12 protein-coding genes are annotated in these 15,483 nt (G+C 56.3%); 8 read left to right on the plus strand and 4 right to left on the minus strand.

Annotated features, from left to right (window positions below):
• The first annotated feature begins 137 nt into the window (after positions 1-137).
• The 5 genes from AAE514_RS08170 (at position 138) to AAE514_RS08190 (ending at position 3,430) form a co-directional block, all read left to right on the plus strand.
• Positions 138-983: a mechanosensitive ion channel family protein gene (locus AAE514_RS08170; RefSeq protein WP_347331043.1), complete on the plus strand. Its 846-nt coding sequence runs from the start codon at positions 138-140 to the stop codon at positions 981-983.
• Entirely contained in the window at positions 980-1,525 is a 546-nt protein-coding gene (locus tag AAE514_RS08175) for a sigma-70 family RNA polymerase sigma factor (protein WP_347331044.1), read from the plus strand. Before AAE514_RS08170 ends, AAE514_RS08175 begins: the two co-directional genes overlap by 4 nt.
• 42 nt (positions 1,526-1,567) lie before the next feature.
• Positions 1,568-2,545, plus strand: coding sequence for a mechanosensitive ion channel family protein (locus AAE514_RS08180; RefSeq protein ID WP_347331045.1), 978 nt, complete (start codon positions 1,568-1,570; stop codon positions 2,543-2,545).
• Positions 2,508-2,705: a mechanosensitive ion channel family protein gene (locus AAE514_RS08185; RefSeq protein WP_347331046.1), complete on the plus strand. Its 198-nt coding sequence runs from the start codon at positions 2,508-2,510 to the stop codon at positions 2,703-2,705. The genes AAE514_RS08180 and AAE514_RS08185 overlap by 38 nt, the downstream gene beginning before the upstream one ends.
• Before the next feature lie 554 nt (positions 2,706-3,259).
• Complete coding sequence (locus AAE514_RS08190) at positions 3,260-3,430, plus strand: hypothetical protein (RefSeq protein ID WP_347331047.1); 171 nt, start codon at positions 3,260-3,262, stop codon at positions 3,428-3,430.
• Here AAE514_RS08190 and AAE514_RS08195 read toward each other — a convergent pair.
• Genes AAE514_RS08195 through AAE514_RS08210 form a run of 4 tightly spaced genes read right to left on the minus strand, consistent with a single transcriptional unit; the run spans position 3,427 to position 11,493 of the window.
• Entirely contained in the window at positions 3,427-6,579 is a 3,153-nt protein-coding gene (locus tag AAE514_RS08195; protein WP_347331048.1) for a response regulator, read from the minus strand. The genes AAE514_RS08190 and AAE514_RS08195 overlap by 4 nt on opposite strands.
• The gene (locus AAE514_RS08200; RefSeq protein ID WP_347331049.1) at positions 6,576-9,437 is read right to left on the minus strand and encodes a PAS domain-containing protein; all 2,862 of its coding nucleotides are present in this window, start codon (positions 9,435-9,437) and stop codon (positions 6,576-6,578) included. The genes AAE514_RS08195 and AAE514_RS08200 overlap by 4 nt, the downstream gene beginning before the upstream one ends.
• Before the next feature lie 12 nt (positions 9,438-9,449).
• Positions 9,450-11,111, minus strand: coding sequence for a diguanylate cyclase (locus AAE514_RS08205; RefSeq protein ID WP_347331050.1), 1,662 nt, complete (start codon positions 11,109-11,111; stop codon positions 9,450-9,452).
• Positions 11,104-11,493: a response regulator gene (locus AAE514_RS08210; RefSeq protein ID WP_347331051.1), complete on the minus strand. Its 390-nt coding sequence runs from the start codon at positions 11,491-11,493 to the stop codon at positions 11,104-11,106. The genes AAE514_RS08205 and AAE514_RS08210 overlap by 8 nt, the downstream gene beginning before the upstream one ends.
• A 285-nt stretch (positions 11,494-11,778) precedes the next feature.
• Here AAE514_RS08210 and AAE514_RS08215 point away from each other — a divergent pair, with 285 nt between their 5' ends.
• The 3 genes from AAE514_RS08215 (at position 11,779) to AAE514_RS08225 (ending at position 15,186) form a co-directional block, all read left to right on the plus strand.
• Entirely contained in the window at positions 11,779-12,270 is a 492-nt protein-coding gene (locus AAE514_RS08215) for an MOSC domain-containing protein (protein WP_347331058.1), read from the plus strand.
• 124 nt (positions 12,271-12,394) lie between these two features.
• Positions 12,395-14,878 (plus strand): ThuA domain-containing protein, encoded by a 2,484-nt coding sequence (locus tag AAE514_RS08220; protein ID WP_347331052.1) that lies wholly within the window; start codon positions 12,395-12,397, stop codon positions 14,876-14,878.
• A 71-nt stretch (positions 14,879-14,949) separates the two neighbouring features.
• Complete coding sequence (locus AAE514_RS08225) at positions 14,950-15,186, plus strand: TIGR02647 family protein (RefSeq protein WP_347331053.1); 237 nt, start codon at positions 14,950-14,952, stop codon at positions 15,184-15,186.
• The last annotated feature ends 297 nt before the right edge of the window (positions 15,187-15,483 follow it).

Genomic DNA, 15,483 nt, shown 5'->3' on the forward strand with positions numbered 1-15,483 from the left:
GCAACCAGGGACGGCCTCGGATTCCTTATGGCATTTGTCTGGGTGATTTTCGCTGGTTTTGGGACCCGTCTTTTGACCCGTTCTCCCGGAGGGCCACACAACCCGAGTAGCACAGTACGATCGACTGGAGGTGAGTCATGAATCTGGGTGCATGGGCCCAGGCGTTCACGACAGCTCTGGAAAATTTCTGGGGCAAAATTGCGGCCTTTGCGCCCAATTTATTGGCGGTGCTGGCCATTGTCCTCATAGGACTGTGGGTCGTTCGTCTGGTCAGTAAAGCGGTTGCTTTGACGTTACGTAAACTGGGCACCAATTCCCTGTTTGACAAAATTGGATTGAGCAGCTGGCTGGAAGCTGCAGGTGTTCAAGTGCCGCCAAGCGAGGCACTAGCCGTTTTAGTGCGTTTTTTCCTGACTTTCCTGATACTGCTGTCTGCCACCGAAACGCTGGGCCTGGAACGGCTTTCCTCGGTCATGGACGAGTTCGTAGTCTATCTCCCCAAGTTATTCGGCGCTATCATCGTTGTAGTGGCTGGGATGTTCCTCGCCCATCATTTCAAACGCAGTGTAGAGCGTACACTCGAGCATCTTGGCGTTGATTATGCGAGAACTGTCTCACAGGTCGTTTACGGAGTTATGCTATTTATCACGGCTTCTATCGCCATCAACCAACTGCAAATCGCTACCGACCTTTTCGATCTTCTGTTTGCTATCGTGCTTGCAAGCGTTGGTCTGGCCGTTGCTATATCATTCGGGCTGGGCGCACGGAATATCTCTGAACAGCTCATTAGCGGCGTGTACATCCGTGAACAGTTAACGCCAGGGGACGCACTGGTTGTAAGTGGTGAAGCAGGTACCGTGCTGGCAGTAGGAAACGTTAACACCCTGATTCAGGTGGGGTCTGACTTGCGCCGCATCCCCAATGCCGTTCTGCTTCAAACTGTGTTCACCATTCGAAATGATGAGCCCGATGCGAACGAATGAGCGCCCACAACAGCCTGAAAAAACTGTCAGATGCTCAACTGGTGGCTTTGGCCCGTCAGCAGCTTCCCTACGCAACCACGGCCTGGGAAGAGCTTATGTATCGCCATGAGAAGCCGCTGGTCACCCTGTGCCGTAATCTGTGTGGAAATAACTCGGACGCAGAGGATGTGTATCAGGAAGTGCTGTTGCGGGTTTTTCACCATTTACCGAAATTTCGGGGCGACTCCAGTTTTAAAACCTGGGTATACCAGATAGCCTACAATGAAAGTATGATGTTAATCCGACAGCGCAAGGTACATGAATCTCTTGATGGGGTGCCCGAACCAGCAACCTGTGACGCAGAAAAAGTCGGGTTGTCCGGCGACGTGACGTTCCATGGACTCCTTGATCGACTCGACCTTGAGGACCGGAGTATACTGGCGCTACGACTGATTTCCGACATGGACTTTCAGGAAATCGCCAATCATACCGGCCGTGGCCTGAGTGCCGTAAAAATGCGTTACAAGCGGGCACTCGAAAAACTCAAGCCTTACCTAGAGTAAAGTCATACTGTCATTTACAGCAATCTCAAGAGCGGAATCCTGATGGCTGAATCATTCGGTGCCGAGCTGGCTGAGCAGCTCCGGCAAAATGTTGGCGATGCGCTCCAGGCCGTATCAGGCGCAGATTTGGAATGGGGCACACTTCTGGCACAGATTCTTGGCCAGCTGTTTGTCTCCATTATCTACCTCGGTGCGTTTTCGGGCGGCTACTTGATCCTGATAAGTACCGTCCGGCTGGTGTTGGGTAAGCATCGGGTGGAAACGGCTTTATTCATTCAGGTGCGCAGCTGTCTGCGCTATCTGGCAGTATTAGGTGCGCTGCTCTTCATTCTTGCACAGTTCGGAGCAAACCCAAGGGTGCTAAAAGCAATGGCGAGGGCTGGATTCATGGCCCTTGGTTTCTATATGACCTGGCTTATCGCAGGGCGACTGATAAGGGAGGGCATGACACGTTACAAGATAGACGTGTCTATCCGTCAGCTAGTCGAAAACCTGTTTTCGGTTATCATCACAGCATTGGCGGTAGTGACTTTGCTCGCCCAATTTGGTTTCGATGAGGTGTCCATCGTCGCCGGTCTGGGTATTGTCGGTATTGCAGTAGGCTTTGCAGCCCAATCAACCCTTTCCAATTTCATTGCCGGTATCACTCTGCTGATTGAGAGGCCGTTCCGCATTGGTGATTGGGTGACCATCAACGGGCAAGACGGCAAAGTGATCAAGATTGCTCTGCGGACCACCTGGCTGCGAACCCGGGACAATATTTTCACGATGATCCCAAACGACAGTGTCGCCTCCTCTGATATCGTCAATTACAGTGCAGAGGGTGTGACCCGCCTTAATATCCCAGTAGGCATTGCTTATAAGGAATCTGCGAAGGCTGCTAGAGAGGTGCTGATGCCTGTCTTGCTGGCGCATCCTGACGTTCTTCAGGGCACTGGTATGCAGCCCCGTGTGCTGCTCAGAAGCCTGGGGGGATTCTTCGGTGAACCTGGAAGTACAGGTATGGATCACGCCAGATAACCTTGATGTACAGCCGAGAATCATGGCCGATATTCTTGAAAAGATGAAAGAGGCCCTGGATACCGCGGGCATTGAGATTCCTTTCCCTCATTTGCAACTGTTTATTGATGATGCGAAAGGGCTGAAATCCGTCCTTGAGCTGGCCCTTTCCCGAAGTTGAGGTCCATTCAAAACCGGGAGAATTCTACATTGTAGCGCATTGAGCCCGGACAAGACGATATTTTAGGACATGGTAGCACAACAGCTCTGAGGCCGCCTTGTAAACGCTAGCTGATGGCTGACTTACAAGCACGGTACGGAGTCATCGGACGCCAAGCGTGTGCATGTCCAACGCCAACTCGAGGGCTGGCGTGATAACCACAAACGGGTTTACCGGATTTAATGGGGCTAGGGATTGTCGCTTCGCCTCAAGAGTCCCATACGCAACAAGGCAGCCAAGAACCGTCAACCGCTTCTTCAACAAGCCAATTACCCCAATCACATCTGGCGCATGGATTTTGTCTCGGGTGCACTGTTTGATGGCAGCAGGCTACGCCTGCTGACGACTATCGACCTACTCACCAGGGAGTGCCTTGGTATTATGGTTGGTCAGAGCCTGATGGGTTACAATGTTCAGTAGACAATGACCGTAATTGCGCGCTTCCGGGGTAACCCTGCGGTTCTTAAGCCCGGCAATGCGAAGGGAAAATCCTTCAATGAAAGACTCCTGCCGTAGTGAATGAACAAAAACTGGCTCTTGTCGCTGGCCGACGCCCGGGAGAAAACCCGAAAGAAACCGAAGAGCTGGATTTTCTGAAGCAACTCGGCTGTCATCAGTATCAGGGCTTTCTGAGCACCCGCCCCATGCTGCCGGAAGACATTGAAGCGGGTGACGGGTTTCCTTAAATCTGTTCCCGAATCACATTGACGAGTTGCTCTGAAGTCAGCTGTCTTTTCAGCAGTACACTCGCGACGGCTGAAGGTGCCTCCTTTCCGATATCCTCACCGGACAAGATGACGATGGCCGCACCGGGTTGTGCGCTCTCGATATCCGGGATCAGGTCCCACCCGGAGCCGTCGGGCAGGCCAATATCAAGCAAAACGGCATCATAGGCCTGTTGTTTTAACAGCCTTTTGGCATCGGCCAGGGTTCCTGCCCGTTCCAGGCTTAAGTGATCACTGACCATGGCCGAAAGGACATCGTGTAAATCCGCATCATCTTCAACGTGCAGAATTTTCGGGCGGTGACCCTGTGATAGCTGATGCCGCACCAACTCAATCAGCTTTTGGTGGTCAATGGGTTTTGCCAGCCACCCAATATTGTCTGCCTCGGCATCAAGCTCCAGCTCGCCCTGGTTCACTTTGGCGGACACCACCACAATGGGAATGTCGGCGGTGGCTGCCTGCTTCTTCAGCCGTCTGATGATGTCGAGACCGCTGACATCCGGCAACATCAGGTCCAGACTGATCAAGTCCCAGTTGCCCGCTTTTATGGATTCAAGCGCCTCTGAACCAGAATGGCAGACTGCCACCCGATACCCAGCATTCTCGAGCATAATTCTCAACAGGCTGGCAATGTCTGGATCATCCTCCACGACCAGTATTTTGGGTGATTCATTGGATGAGCCATCCGTGTTTTTTGGGGAAGGGGCAGAAGGTGCTTTTTCAGCCGATGTTATCAACGGCAGAGAGAAGAAAAAACGTGTTCCTTCGCCGGCGGTTGTCTCGAAGTCAATCGTGCCCCCCATGCGGGTAACCAGCTGCTGGGTAATGGCTAGGCCGAGCCCCGTGCCCCCTTTTTGACGCGTATCTGAGCTGTCGGCTTGAGCAAATCGCTGAAATATTTTTTGGTGAAAGTCCTCTGGAATACCCGGGCCCTGGTCGGTCACGCTGACGGTGATATCGGTATCCGTACTGGATGCCTCGACAGTGACTGTGACACCGTCAGGCGAAAACTTGATGGCATTGGACAGCAGGTTGGCCAGTACCTGCTTCAGGCGCTGGTCATCAACCCTGACGTTTTGCCGGGATACCTCGCTGTTCAGCGCCAGTTTGATATGGCGCTCAGCGCCGTAGGCCCTGTTTTCCTCCACGGCCTGCTCAAGTAGGGGTTGAAGCGGTTGAGCTTTCATGTCTAAATTCATTTTGCCCGTCGCGATCTTTTCGATGTCCAGCAAATCGTTGATCAGGTGCCCCAATCGTTCACTGTTTCGCTGAGCGGTCGCCAAGAGTGTTTTGGCCTTGTCGGGCACCTCCCCCAGCTTACCGCTCAACACAAGCCCCAGGGCGCCGCTCACAGAGGTCAGTGGTGTGCGCAGTTCGTGGCTGACGGTGGCAATGAATTCGCTTTTCATCTTTTCAATGCGCTTGCGCTCGGTAATGTCTTCGGCAACGCCGAGAAAACCGGTCAGCTTGTCGGCGTCATCGAAAATGGGGGTGACGGTCAACATCACAGGAATTGACCCACCCTGTTTGGTCAGGTAGGTCCACTCCCGCGTCTCGGAGCCCTGGCGCAGGGCGTTTTTCACGAAGACATCAAAGCCTGAGACGGCCTCGCCAAATGCATCGGAAAGCGCCACCGACCGCTCTTCCACTTCAGATGGAAGATGAAACAGCGCAGGACTTTGCACGCCAATCACGTCGCTTGAGTCGTACCCGAGCAGGTTTTCAGCGCCTGTGTTGAACAGGGTGATGGTTCCCTCGGTATCGGTGGCAATAATGGCAAACTCGGTTGACGCTTCCAGAATATTGCTCAGCATGGCGGAGGTGTTGGCCAGTTCCAGGGTGCGCGCCTGGACTTGCTGTTCCAGCGTATTGCGTGCATTGTCCAATTCGGAAAAGGTCTGGGCCAGTGCCGAGGCCATGGTCTGGAGTGAAGCCGACAAAATGCCATACTCAAAAACCGGGCTTGTTGGCACTTCCGGTGGCTCACGTCGGCGTATTTTCTTAGGTAGGTGTTTGCTGGCTTTGTCGAGTTGCACCAACGGGCGTGTCAGAAGACGACTGAGTAAAAAGCTGACCACAATGCTCAGCAGGGCTATCCCCACCAAAAAAACGAAGCTCTCATTGCGTTTACGCTCCAGAGTCTGAATCAGCGGCCCGGCCGTCTTATTCGCCACCAATTTGGTGCTGCCCGCCAGGCCATTGAGCGGCAGCTGGTATTGGTAGTGTCCGTTCTGCCAGCGGTTCACCAGGCTTTCATCGGAGTCTGGCAACCAGATGGCCAGATTCTCCAGGCCAGTGCCCCGTTGGGTCATTCCTGATGACGTCGAGACGACTTTGCCGGCCCGGGCAATAAGGTTTCCCTCAGCAGTGAGCAGTGCTAAGCCGTCGATGGCACCGGTGTACTCAAAGCGCCGCAGCTCGGCTTCAAGAACCTGCGAGGCATCGGGGTTCTGCCGCAGGCGATCCGCTGTGGCGGTCAGGGTGCGTTCCATGACACTGGCCAAGCGCTTTTCCAGTTCCGTTTCGTCCTCATGGCTGCCGATGATCATGGGGATGGTTCCGACGATCAGCGCCAGGGTCAGAAGAACATGGAAAAGCAATTCATTTAATCGGATATAAGTTGGCAGCCAGCCAACCGTCCCGTTCTGAAACCGCCACACCAATACCTTGACCAACAGCCCTGCAACAAGGGCATTGAACAGCCCATTCACCGACTGCTTAAGGGCAATCATGATGGCGGGCGTGGTATCCATGCCCACCACGCCCGTATACAACGGTGGAATCAGGGCGGTGCCGGCCACGAGCCAGAAAGCCAGGTCGGCCAGTACCAGATTGTTCACGCCGCGCCGGTACAAAAGGCCGACAACAATCGCCTCCAGTGTAAAGACAAGCATGGCGTAGGGGTGGCCCCAAAGTACCCAGGTGTAGGCACTGCCGGCCAGCGCCACACAGACAGCAGGCCAAAAACCCACCAACCTTATGGCCAGCATTATGGCGACAGAGCCGAAAATGAAATGGATACCAAAGAACAGGGGCAGGCTGAGCATATTGCCCAAAACCGCGAGCAGAGCCAGGCCCAATGTGGCGATGGCTTTCGTTGCAAACGTCATGATTCAATCACCGGTAACTGGATGTAGAACTCGGCACCGCCGCCCTTTGCATCGCGATAGCCAACCTCGCCGCCGAGCTGCTGGCAGATTTCACGGGTAATGGCCAGACCCAGCCCGGTGCCGGGCAGCTTGCGGCTGTCGGTGGCGTCGGCCTGGCTGAAGCGCTGAAACAGTCGTTCCTGAAATTCCGGCGACACCCCGGGGCCGTGATCCCGGATGCGGATTTCAGCGGTCTCGTCCTGCTCGATAACCGAGACTTCCACAGGGCTATTTTCCGGGGAAAACTTTATGGCATTGGACAAGAGGTTTGTTAGTGCCTGGACAAGCCTCTGGCTGTCGACATTGACCATGATCGCCGGCCACGCCTGAGGGGGTGCAATCCTGACGCTGTGGGAGTTCCGGTATTCCCGGACAGACTCAATCGCCTCATCCAGAATGGGTGCCAACGCTTGCTTTTGCGGCACCATGGACATTTTCCCCGCCACCAGTTTTTCCATATCCAGCAGGTCGTTGATCAAAAGCATCAGGCGGCTGGTATTGCGCCCGGCAGTTTCCAGCAGTTTTTGCGCCTTATCCGGCAGCTCACCGGCCGCGCCGCCGGCCAACAGGCCGAGACTGCCCTTGATGGACGTCAGCGGTGTACGCAGTTCATGGCTGACGGTCGAGATAAACTGGTCTTTCATTCTGTCGAGCTTCTTGCGTTCACTGATGTCCTCGACAAGCGACCAGATGACGTTCCGGCCGTCTATTTCCTCACTGATCATGCCCTGCAAGCGCACAGGGTAACGACTGCCGTCTTTTCGCATGTACTCTTTCTCAAAGGGACCATAACGCCCGGTTTTGCGGAGGTCCGCGAGGGCTTTCTCTTCTTCGGGCAGGTACTCTTTGGGCGTGACATCCCAGTAACTGAGCTCGACAAACTCTTCTGCCGTATAACCGGTTGGGACAACCAGTGCGTGGTTGAGGTCGATAAAGCGGCCAGTCTCAAAGTCATTCAGGGCGATGCCAATGGGAGAAAACTCAAACAGGCCGCGCAGGCGCGCTTCACTCTGTTCCAGCGCAAGGCGTGCCTGTTGCTGTTCGTGGATGTCCTGTATATACCCATACCACTGGATGCTGCCATCCAGTAAGCGTTCCGGTTTGGCGTGACCCGAGACCCAGCGATAGCCATGGCGTGGGTGCGCCACGCGATAGTTGATCGCCCAGTTCTCCAGGGTCCGGGCTGAGTCTTCGATGGATGCGCTCACGGCGGCCAGGTCATCCGGATGAATGCGCTCGAAAGCGGGCGTGGCATCCTCCGCGGCCTGCTCCGGGGTTATTCCATAGAGATCCTCAACCTGGGGTGAGCTGAAGGGGAAGACCATTGTCCCATCGGGAAAACGGCGAAACTGATACACGCTGCCCGGCAACTGTGCCATCAGTTTGGTCAGGCGGTCATGACCGAGGCTGTTGGTCAATACCTCGGAGACCCAATTGGCGAGCAAGCGGAGAAACAGCTTTTCGCTTTCTTCATAGTCCTCCTGCCTGGCACGGACAGTAGAGAGGTTCAGGGTTCCCCAGGGGTGGCCGTCCACCTCTACAACCATGCCCGCATAGCTGCCCAGGGGGTTGGCCTCGTAGCAAGGGTGAGCGCGATACTCAGGCCGATCCGTGTCCGGAATAAAGTACTCGCGGGTGGGCCCGTCATTGGCACTGGACATCAACAAGCTGCACCAGGTGTCGCCCAGTGCGAACTGCTGACCGGCGGCCACCGGAATGCCGTCACTGGCGTCTACCCAGGCAAGGGTGTAAGTGTCTCCCTCGATCTGGCTGAGAATCGCCAGATCTGAGCCAAGATAGTGTCTGGCCTCCTGCAGGGCGTGGTCAATCTTGTCATCCAGTGAGCGGTGAGTGGAGAAGGCAATGTCGTTGAGCAGCATCAATGCCGTGTGGTTGTACTCCAGTTGCTGCAGCGCATCGTGCTCGCGGGTGATATCCACGATAAACCCTTCAAGCACAACCGGATACTGTGGATCGTCCCGGATGCATCGGCCGCGCTCTTCCACCCAGCGCCAGCCACTGGTGCGGTGCCGAATCCGGTATTCGATGTGCCACTGGGTATTTTCCGTCATCGCTTTTGTCACAGCTTCGTCAATCTTTGGCGCATCGTCGCTGTGAATCAGTTCGGCGTAGCTGATGTGTTTATTCCCGATCAGATCGTCTGTTGTATAGCCACTGACGGCCTCCACCTGCCGGCTCATATAGAGCATGGTCCAGTGTTCATCCGGCAGGCAGCGGAAGGTCACACCGGGCATATTGTTCAGCAGTGAAGCCATTTCATCATGGCTTGCCCGTAGCTGGTTTTCCATTTCGGTGGTCCGTCTGCGCTGATGGGCATCCGCCCGGATCAGATCCTCCACCATGCCCGCCAGCTCCCGGAGTAAAGCAATCTGAGTGTCGTCAAACGATCGCGGCTGGCGGTCGATCAGGCATAAGGTACCCAGGCGGTGCCCGGTATCGGTATGCAGGGGGGCACCGGCATAGAAACGGATGTCCGGGGCGCTGGTCACCAGCGGATTATCGGAAAAGCGTTCGTCCTCAAGCGCGTCCTCAATGATCATGGGTTCGCTTTGATGAATCGTATGGCCGCAGAAAGAGATGTCCCGGGGTGTTTCTGTTGCGTCGAGCCCCTGGCGGGATTTGAACCATTGCCGATCCCGGTCGATCAAAGACACCAGGGCAATGGGCACAGAGAAGGTATGGCAAGCCAGACGAGTGATCCTGTCAAAGCGCTCCTCGGGGCCCCCGGCCAGCAGGCCGGTGTTGTCCAGCGCCTGCTGACGCTCGGTTTCATTGTCGGGAATCTCAGGGGCTTTCATGGGTTACCTCGATCAAGACGAGCCCTGCGCTTGCTGGTCTGACGCGCGAACCACCCGGTTTCGCCCGTCGCGCTTGGCGCGGTAAAGTGCCTGATCAGCCTTTTCCAGCAATGCTTCGGCCGTATCTTTCGGAAACTGATGGTTATCTGCCACGCCTGCTGAGAGGGTGCAGGTAAAGGGCGCGCCATCGCTTGTAAATTTGATGTCCGCGAAATCTTCCCGCAAACGGTTCACCAGTTTGCGGGCCTGGTCGGCATCACAATCCGGCAACACCAGCGTGAACTCCTCGCCACCGTAGCGGCCCAGTTTGTCAGTGATCCGAAAATGCTGGCGAAGCAGCGTGCCCACGGCGGCGATCACCGTGTCACCCACCGAGTGACCGTAGGTATCGTTGATTGCCTTGAAATGGTCGATATCCAGCATCGCGACACTGAATGTTTGCGGGCGCCGTTGAGCCAACTGCCATTGCATCTGCAATGCTTCTTTGATGCTAGCGTGCTTCAGCAAACCGGTCAGGCCATCCCGATTGCGGGTTCGTTCCAGTTCGCGCAGGCGCAGGATTCTGGCCGTGCATAATCGGACCAATAGGCCCATGTCGACGGGTTTTTCCAGAAACGCGTCCCCTCCCCTCAGTAGCGCCTGGTTGCGCAGCTCCGAGTTGGACTCCGCAGACAGGTATATGATGGGTAAATGTGCCCAACGATCGGTTTGCGAAAGCAGTGCCGCAAGTTCCGCACCGGTCACATGGGGCAGCCACAGGTCCATCAGAACCAGCTCGGGGTCAAACTCGCTGACGGTTTCGAACAGCTGGTCGGTCTTCTCGAGTACCGCTACCTGCATGCCCGCTTGTTCAAGGATGGACTGGCAGTGGCTGGCAAGCTCCCAATCATCTTCTATGATCAGGACCCGCCCCGGCTCGGAGTCCTCGGTCCGAATAACCTGGGAGATATGTGAAGCAAGCCTGATCATATCCAGGGGTTTGGCAAAATACCCCTGCGCGCCCGCGCGCAGGGCTTCCAGCCTCGCATTGAAACTTTCCTCAGCACCGGTGAAGAATATCGGGCATTGAAAATCGTCTAGCAGAGCCTGCCAAACGGCTTGGGGCTCGGGCCCTTCGTGCTGTAGGGCGTGGTGATCGATCAGCAATAGGTCGGGTTTCGGGTTGTTGCTTGTTTTAAGGGCGGCGGCATCGTCCAGATGATAGACACGAAAGCCGAAACTTGTCAGTTGCGACAGGGCATAACTGGCAAGCAGGTGATCGCGCTCTATCAGCCATAGGCAGGGAGAGCCGGCAGCGATGGTATGAGGGCTGGCCTCAACCGCTTCTTCGCTCTGCCCCTGACTGTCGGCCGCATGAGCATCCCTCAGCTCAGACAACCACTTGGCGGGAATGTCTGCTTCTTCAGGAGGTTCTGGCAGGTTTTTTGCCACTATTGTTTCAATCTCGCGGGCTTTCTCGCCGAGCGAGTGAAAGCCGAAGGTACCGGCAGCTCCCGCCAGCGTGTGTAATGCCGAATGCAATTCATTCAGTGCGTCCTCACATGAAGGATGTTTTTCCAAACGCGAAGACAGAATTTCAAGCCGCCTGAATTCGGACTCCAGACGTTCTGCGTAGGCCGCTTTCAGCTTTTCAATATGATTGAGAGATCGGCTGGTAAGGGACTGCTCAGCCATCGAACTGCTCCCAGATCGCTCGTATATCATCCGCCAGAGTCATGGGATCGAAGGGTTTTGATATCACCTCTGCAACGCCCATTTTTTTATAACGTTCCAATTCCTCCGGGTGAACTTTGGCCGTCATGAACACGACCAGGGTGGCTTCCGTTATGGCACCCTGTTCTCTGAGCGCCTTCAGAGTCTCCGTGCCATCCATGCCGGGCATCATGACATCCAGCAGAATCAATTGAGGCTCAAATGCCGGGATCTCCCGCAGTGCGACTTCGCCGGACTCACAGGATTTCAACGTAAAACCACCTACGTCGTCCAGGGCGAGGGCGGCAATCTCACGGATATCTGGATCGTCCTCGACGTAAGCGACCCTTTGCAATGTGCTCATTTTTCGGGATCCTAAGTGGCTGTTTTCTGGCGTAAATTCATGTAAGGCAGTGTCAAGCAGCGAGCTCCAGAGCCTTTCTTGCCTGCAGTATAGCTCATTAGAGTCTGGCGCCAAGTTACTCTGTTACTCTTACAATAAACGTCGTGATACCGCTTTGCGACAATTAGCCGAAAAGTCGCTTGCACTAGCAGCCTGGATGGCACCAACATCCACGACAACGCATCGCGCCACAGCGCCCTGTCCTATGGCCACATTGAGAAGATGGAAGCGCAGCTGCAGGTCGAAGTGCAGGAACTGCTGTCGCAGGGCCGGCTCGAATGGATCGGCCTGCGCAGTGAAAGGCGCGGCACAGTGTTGGTCGCAGAGACCGCCCTGGCGGTCGAGGGTCAGGGGCTTGAGGGCGATCACCGAATGAGCAAGACCCCCGGTTCGGCCCGGCAGGTAACGTTAATTAGCCGCGAATTTATCGAGGCGATTTGCCGGCATACCGGCCATTCCAGCATTGACCCGGCGCTGTTGCGGCGCAATCTCGTCATTTCTGGCATGAACATGAATCTGTTGCGCCATCAGCGGCTGCGGATTGGTGAAGCGGTGCTGGAAACGACCGCCCTGTGTCATCCCTGCTCGCGGATGAACGAGGCGTTGGGCCCCGGCGGCGCAGCGGCGATGTTTGGCTATGGGGGCCTGTGTGCCCGGATCATTCAAAGTGGCCCCTTGGCGGTGGGAGATCCGGTGGTGCGTCTGGCTGTATCGGCCGATCACAGCCCCTCCCCCTAATAGTCATTCCGACTCGCACCCTTCCCGAGTCTGGTTTATAGTGACAATCTACCGGTTTTCGCACGCAGCTTGCACCCAATAAGTAAGCGAGTAATAACATCCCATAGGTAATGTGGTAGGCCCCATGACTGTACATACCCCTCGTATTTTCGCTGTGTTCGCCCTGGCGCTCCTGGGCACCTTTACCGCTTCCTGCTCTGAGTCCGACCCTGGGTCCCAAAAGCCCTCCTCCGCCGAGCAGAGTGATTGGCTGACCTCCGTGCTGATCTTCTCCAAATCCCCCGGCTGGCAGCACGAGTCGGCGCCGGCGGGTGTCGAGGCGGTGACGGACCTGGTGGAAGAACGCGGCCTGACGCCGGTGGCGACGGAAGAGGCCAGCGTGTTCACCGATGAAGAGCTCCAGAAAATGGCCGCCGTGGTGTTTGTGAACACCTCGGGAGATATCCTCAATGAACAGCAGCAGCTGGCGTTTGAGCGCTATATCCAGGCGGGTGGCGGCTTTGTGGGCATTCACTCGGCCACGGATACCGAGCGCGAGGGCAACTGGCACTGGTACCGGCGCCAGGTGGGTGCGGCTTTTGAATCCCACCCGAGTGATCCCGCAGGCGTCCAGGAGGCTACGCTGAATGTGGTGGATTCACACCACCCCGCGACCGAGGCGCTGCCGGAGCAGTTTCGCCTGGCCGACGAGTGGTATGATTTCACCTCCCTGTCAGACCGGCACCATGACTTGTTGACCGTTGACGAGCGCAGCTACCAAGGCGGACAGCACGGCGCCTACCATCCCATCGCCTGGTACCACGAGTTTGATGGCGGCCGGGCGTTCTACACGGGTCTGGGCCATACCACCGAGATGTTCGCTAACCCCCTGTTTTTGAAGCACCTGGACGGCGGGCTTGAGTATGCCCTGGCCGAGCGTCAGCCGCTGGACTACACCCAGGTCAAGCCCGATCCGCGCCGCTTCAAGCGCAACATCCTGGTCGATGACCTGAACGAGCCGGTGAGCTTTGATCTGACCGAAGACTACAGCGCCGCCATGATTGGCCAGCGCCAGGGCAAACTCCTCTGGGTGGACGTGGCCACTCAGGAAATGTCCGTCATGGCGGAATTTGATGTGTTCGCGCCGGCCAAGAACATTGAGTTTGGCCTGCTGGCGGTCGCTTTCGACCCCGACTTTGCCCAGAATGGACTCATCTACGCCATGTACAACCTTCCGGACGAGAGCGGCGAGCACGACCTGCTGCAGCGCTTGGCACAATTCAAGGTGAACGGGAAGACAGTGGATATGGCCTCTGAGCAAGTATTACTGGATATTCCCAACGATGACACCTGCTGCCATACGGGCGGCAACCTGGAGTTTGACCGCCACGGCAATTTGTTCGTCGCACTGGGAGACAACACCAACCCTTTCGAGTCCAACGGCTCCGGCCCGATCAATAACACCCCCGAGGGCCAGCACCACGATGCCCTGCGCAGCGCGGGCAACACCCAGGACTTGCGCGGCAAAATCTTGCGCATCCACCCGGATAAAAACGGCGGCTACAGCATTCCCGAGGGCAATCTGTTCACCTCGGCTGAACAGGGCCGCCCCGAAATCTATGTGATGGGCACCCGCAACCCCTACACCATCGCCGTGGATGACAACACCGGCGCTCTTTATTTCGGCGATATCGGCCCCGACGCCAAGGTTGAAACAGAGGAGTTCGGCCCGCGCGGTTACGATGAAATCAACAAAGTAACCGCAGCCGGCAATTTCGGCTGGCCCACCATGGTTGGCAACAATCTCCCCTACCGCAGGTACGACTATCAGGCCGGCACCAGTGGCAAGCTGTTCAACCCCCTGGCGCCGGAGAATTTCTCGCCGCGCAATACCGGACTGGACGTGCTCCCACCGGCCCAACCGGCAATGATCTGGTACCCCTATAACAATTCCGAGCGCTTCCCCGAGCTCGGCCAAGGTGGTCGCAATGCCTTGGTGGCTGGGGTGTATCCGGATTCCGGTGACCTGGCCTACCCCGAGTACTACCAGGGCAAACTGATCATCGGCGACTTTATGCGCAGTTGGATCAAAGTGGTCACGGTCGATGAGTACGACGATGTGGTAAAGATCGAAGACCTGGCCCCCGCCGTCGACTTTGCCGGGCCGCTCGATCTGAAGATTACCGCCGATGGCCGCCTGTGGGTGCTTGAATATGGCTCCCAGTGGTGGGCTGGCGGCAAAGAGGCGAAGCTGAGCGTGGTGGAGTACGACCCGGACGCAGAGCTGCCAGAACCGAAAGAGGACGAAACAATGTCCGACGCAACGGCTAAGGGCATTGGGCACGCGGGCCAACTTGAAGTGGCCGAAGGTAAAGCGGCCGCCAAAGAAACCAGTTGCGTTGCCTGCCACCAAGAGCGCGAAGCCTCCGTGGGCCCAAGCTTTCTGGAGATTAAGCAGAAATACGGCGACCTGGATGACCCCAAAAGCTACGTCGCCCAAGCCATCGCCGACGGCAGCACTGGCAAATGGGGCGAGCACGCCATGCCCGCGCATGATTTCCTGGAGCAAGAGACCCGAGAAAACTTGGCCGCCTATATCCTATCCATCACCCCGGAAGGCGATGAATAAGGGCGCGACGCCCTGCGACTGGGACACCTAAGGATGGGGCCCCCACACTTTAAAACAATAGAGGAAAAACCATGCCCTTTTCGCAAGAACACCTAAGCGAACTCAACTTGCTTGCCCTGTTTGACCCATCGTCTTCGCTGAAAGGCGTCAAGGTCCATCAAAGCTCCGCCGATCCAGCGATGGTGGCCGCAGCCGAGCGACTGCATCAGAAGGGCCTCATTACTCAGAAGGATGGCGGGTATCTTACGCCTTTAGGCAGTGAAATCTCGGAGCATGTGCAGAAATTGCTGTCAGTAGTCACTAGCTAGTGCCCGTCCATAAACGGCAATTTTTCAGATAGTTGCCGGTTTTCCTCATTGGCTGTCAGCACTACGCTGCTCCCAACTTTGGGGGGCGGCGACTCTTCCGCCACAACTGCTCAAAACGCATCCAATTTGACAAGTGTAACGCAGCCGTCTCCCTGCCAACCCCTTGCTGACCACTCTTTCCCGGCGCTATTTAAATCAGTCGCAGCACTATCCGCTGCTCAACCTGACCAGTCGCGTCAGGTTGTAACTGATCACCGATGCCCAGACAAATGACATAAAGCCGTCTTCGCCTTTCCA

Source organism: Marinimicrobium locisalis, assembly GCF_039822625.1.
Taxonomy (GTDB): Bacteria; Pseudomonadota; Gammaproteobacteria; order Pseudomonadales; family Cellvibrionaceae; genus Marinimicrobium; species Marinimicrobium locisalis.

Coding starts and splice junctions, on each gene's coding strand:
- AAE514_RS08180 (WP_347331045.1), top strand. CDS start 1,568: ATGGCTGAATCATTCGGTGCCGAGCTGGCTGAGCAGCTCCGGCAAAAT.
- AAE514_RS08195 (WP_347331048.1), bottom strand. CDS start 6,579: ATGACGTTTGCAACGAAAGCCATCGCCACATTGGGCCTGGCTCTGCTC.
- AAE514_RS08225 (WP_347331053.1), top strand. CDS start 14,950: ATGCCCTTTTCGCAAGAACACCTAAGCGAACTCAACTTGCTTGCCCTG.
- AAE514_RS08170 (WP_347331043.1), top strand. CDS start 138: ATGAATCTGGGTGCATGGGCCCAGGCGTTCACGACAGCTCTGGAAAAT.
- AAE514_RS08220 (WP_347331052.1), top strand. CDS start 12,395: ATGACTGTACATACCCCTCGTATTTTCGCTGTGTTCGCCCTGGCGCTC.
- AAE514_RS08175 (WP_347331044.1), top strand. CDS start 980: ATGAGCGCCCACAACAGCCTGAAAAAACTGTCAGATGCTCAACTGGTG.
- AAE514_RS08205 (WP_347331050.1), bottom strand. CDS start 11,111: ATGGCTGAGCAGTCCCTTACCAGCCGATCTCTCAATCATATTGAAAAG.
- AAE514_RS08210 (WP_347331051.1), bottom strand. CDS start 11,493: ATGAGCACATTGCAAAGGGTCGCTTACGTCGAGGACGATCCAGATATC.
- AAE514_RS08200 (WP_347331049.1), bottom strand. CDS start 9,437: ATGAAAGCCCCTGAGATTCCCGACAATGAAACCGAGCGTCAGCAGGCG.